General features: G+C 62.5%; 3 protein-coding genes. 1 reads left to right on the forward strand and 2 read right to left on the reverse strand.

Features of this window, described 5'->3' with window-relative positions; all coding sequences use genetic code 11:
- Nucleotides 1-61: 61 nt before the first annotated feature.
- The gene (locus AC1D12_RS29960) at nt 62-436 is read right to left on the reverse strand and encodes a nuclear transport factor 2 family protein (RefSeq protein WP_477844873.1); all 375 of its coding nucleotides are present in this window, start codon (nt 434-436) and stop codon (nt 62-64) included.
- Between the two features lie 103 nt (nt 437-539).
- Here AC1D12_RS29960 and AC1D12_RS29965 point away from each other — a divergent pair, with 103 nt between their 5' ends.
- Nucleotides 540-1,493 (forward strand): LysR family transcriptional regulator, encoded by a 954-nt coding sequence (locus tag AC1D12_RS29965; protein WP_477844875.1) that lies wholly within the window; start codon nt 540-542, stop codon nt 1,491-1,493.
- 473 nt (nt 1,494-1,966) lie between these two features.
- On the opposite strand, the gene AC1D12_RS29970 is transcribed toward AC1D12_RS29965, so the two are convergent.
- The coding region (locus AC1D12_RS29970; RefSeq protein ID WP_477844877.1) for a hypothetical protein at nt 1,967-2,851 on the reverse strand (885 nt) is incomplete at its 5' end.

Consider the following 2,851-nt stretch of genomic DNA (forward strand, 5'->3'; position numbering starts at 1 on the left):
GCCTGAGTCAGAAGGGCAGCACGCCTTGCGGCGCGACTGGCGTCCACAGGCCGTCAGTCCTTCAGTCGAAAGTACCTGCCACGAAGGACGCCTTGAYCGTGATCAGCCACTCCCCCTCAATCTTGTGCAGGACGAAGTGATCGTTGAACAACTTCTTGCCGATCCGCACTCTCACGTTTGCCGTTGAAAGGGAATCGGAAACGTGCTCAACCGAGAGGATCGCTTCGTCCCTCGGCGCGTCAGTCGAGCGGGGACTCGGCCTCCCATGGATGAGCGACGCATAGTCCTGCGAGGACAGGGTGTTCAGCCGTCCGCCGTCAAGCCACTGCACAAAGCAGCTCGGATGGAAGACTTTGTTGAAGTCACGGCTCTTCGGCTCATAGGCCAGCTCGAAATAGTCCTCGATCAGAGCGGCTACGGCTTGGGTCTGGGTCATCGCGGGCCTTCATCATTTGTTGAACGATCCGTATAGTGAGGAATCCTTCCGGACTCGGCTACAGCGAAGCGGTTATCGCTGCCATTACCCAAACACATAGACCATGGATGACCTGGATGGAGGGCTTGTCATCGGCCTGCTGACGCTGAATGCGGTCGCCGAATCGAAAAGCTTTGGTCGGGCCGCTTCCCGTCTGGGCAAGACACAGCCTGCGGTGAGTCGCTCCATCCAGCGATTGGAGGACCGCCTTCACGCCAAGCTCGTGCATCGCACAAGCCGACGCGTTGAAGTGACGGACGCCGGCCATGCATTGCTCTCGAAGGTACTGCCCCTTCTCCAGGGGTTGGAGGATGCGACGATCGGCGCCGCCGACCAGGCCTCGGCCGTCAGCGGCACGCTGCGCGTCGCCTGCGATGCGCGGTTTGCCGGGCTCGTGTTGGCGCCGGAGCTGGCGAAATTCCTGGCGGCCCACCCGTCTCTCCAATTGAGGCTGGAGACGCGGAACGAACTCTCCGACCTGGTGAGCGACGGATTTGATCTTGCTGTCCGGTTTGGGCCTCCGTCGGTCTCGACCTTGGTCTGCCGCCGTCTCTACAGTCCACGCGTTCTGACCGTCGCCGCGCCGTCCTATCTGGCGCAACGGGGTAGGCCCAGCTCCCCGCGGGATCTGGTGGATGACGGTCATGAATGCATCAAAGCCATCGATCCCGCCACCGGCAGGCCTTTCGAGTGGGCGTTCTGGCGTGGCGATGAGAAGGTGACGGTGGCCGTCAGCGGCAGCCTGACGGTCACGGACGCCGGAACCAAGATTGGGGCCTGCCTCGCAGGCTACGGGATCGCTCAGGTGATCGACCTCGGGGTCGACACGCACGTGAGAGCGGGCACGCTTGAGCCCATCTTGACGGACTGGCCTGACGAGACTTTTCCGCTCTATGTCTACTATCCCGGGCGCGCCCACGTTCCAGCCAAGGTCAGGGCATTCATCGATTTTGTAGTCCGCATGATGGCCAGGGCCCAACCCGGGAAGGACGCCTTCCAACCGTCAGYAGGGCCGTAGCTCCAAGCTCAGCGGTCCACCGCCGATAGCTTGGGCGCGGCCTCTGGCCTGTAGGCCTGCCAACCGCTGCCACTACAAATCTGCCGCCGCCTCCAGGCTGAGCTGAATACTCGCGCCTGTCATCCATGCATTACTTAGATCCGACGGACATTATTTGTTGGAGTCACGGTATTTCGACCCAATAAAGTCGTGAACGAGCGCTGAGTATTCGCGCGGCTGCGGACGCCGCCATCCCAAACGGGCGGACAACCAAAGTCGTGAACAAGACTCGGCTCCATATCCGTCGGGCTAGAGGGTGCGCTGCGGTTAGGTCCACAAGCACCGATATCACGCACCGACCCGTACACGCCCAGCGCCTGCCCCTGCCTGACAACATGGATGCAACGGTAGGCCCCGTGCCCGCATCCCGGCGCCTGGCACTGGACCCCATCTGACCGGTCCACCATCAACGATGGCAGCCAGCTCTGTGTCTTTCATGCCGATCCGTCCAACAGGTGGGCAACGACCTTGCACGGCACTTCGAGCGCATCCGCGACCTTCTGCAGCCGCGGCGGTAGAGCACGCTCCGTTGCAAGGTAGACCTCAGTTGACGGCTGACCATCTGCATGGATGAGCGCCTGCGCAGTCAGGACCGCTCGGTACTTCACCACCTGGTAGATGCCGCGCTCCAGGTCCAAGTCATCGGACTTCCTCGACTTCACCTCAACGCCAATCCACGCCCCGCCCGCGCGGAAGAAGACGTCGATGCAATCCGCTGAGAGCAAGTCGTGCTCGGTCTTCGCGAAGCAGCCCTGTGGCGCGCCAAACAGCTCGGGGTGCACGAGCACGAACTCCTTCAGCGCACGGTGCTCGTCAGACTCATCACCGCCCCAACCACCTGGCGCCGGCGCCCCGCCCTCTAGCGGATCGACCTCCTTCACCCGCGCCAGACCGGCAGCCTCTAGAACAGCTTGCCAGCGCTCACCGTAGGCCAGGATGTCCTCGTACTCATGAAGCACCCGGGCCCGCTTTTCCTCGAGCGACAGCAGGTGGAATTGAGGCCAACGATGCTTGATGCCGACGTCGGGCAAGCCAGCGTTCTCGCCTTTACCTGAGACAACAACGACGGTCGTGAGGTACGGCGGCTTGTGTTCCTCAGGCCATCCAGCGGTTGCCGTCTCGATAAGTACCGTGGCCCGTCCGAGGACGCCACCCAGCCGCCAGTGCGGGTCGCCGTTCTTGTTGAACCAGCCGATCCGCTCCGCCAGCTCTTTGTACGTGAGCCGAGCCAACTCGCCATCTGTCTGCCGTTGGACATGCTCAACCAACGCCGGCAGCGCTATGCGAGCCCATTGCTCCTCCACGCCGGGGGGTACGTC

Source organism: Rhizobacter sp. P1_G5, assembly GCF_056405435.1.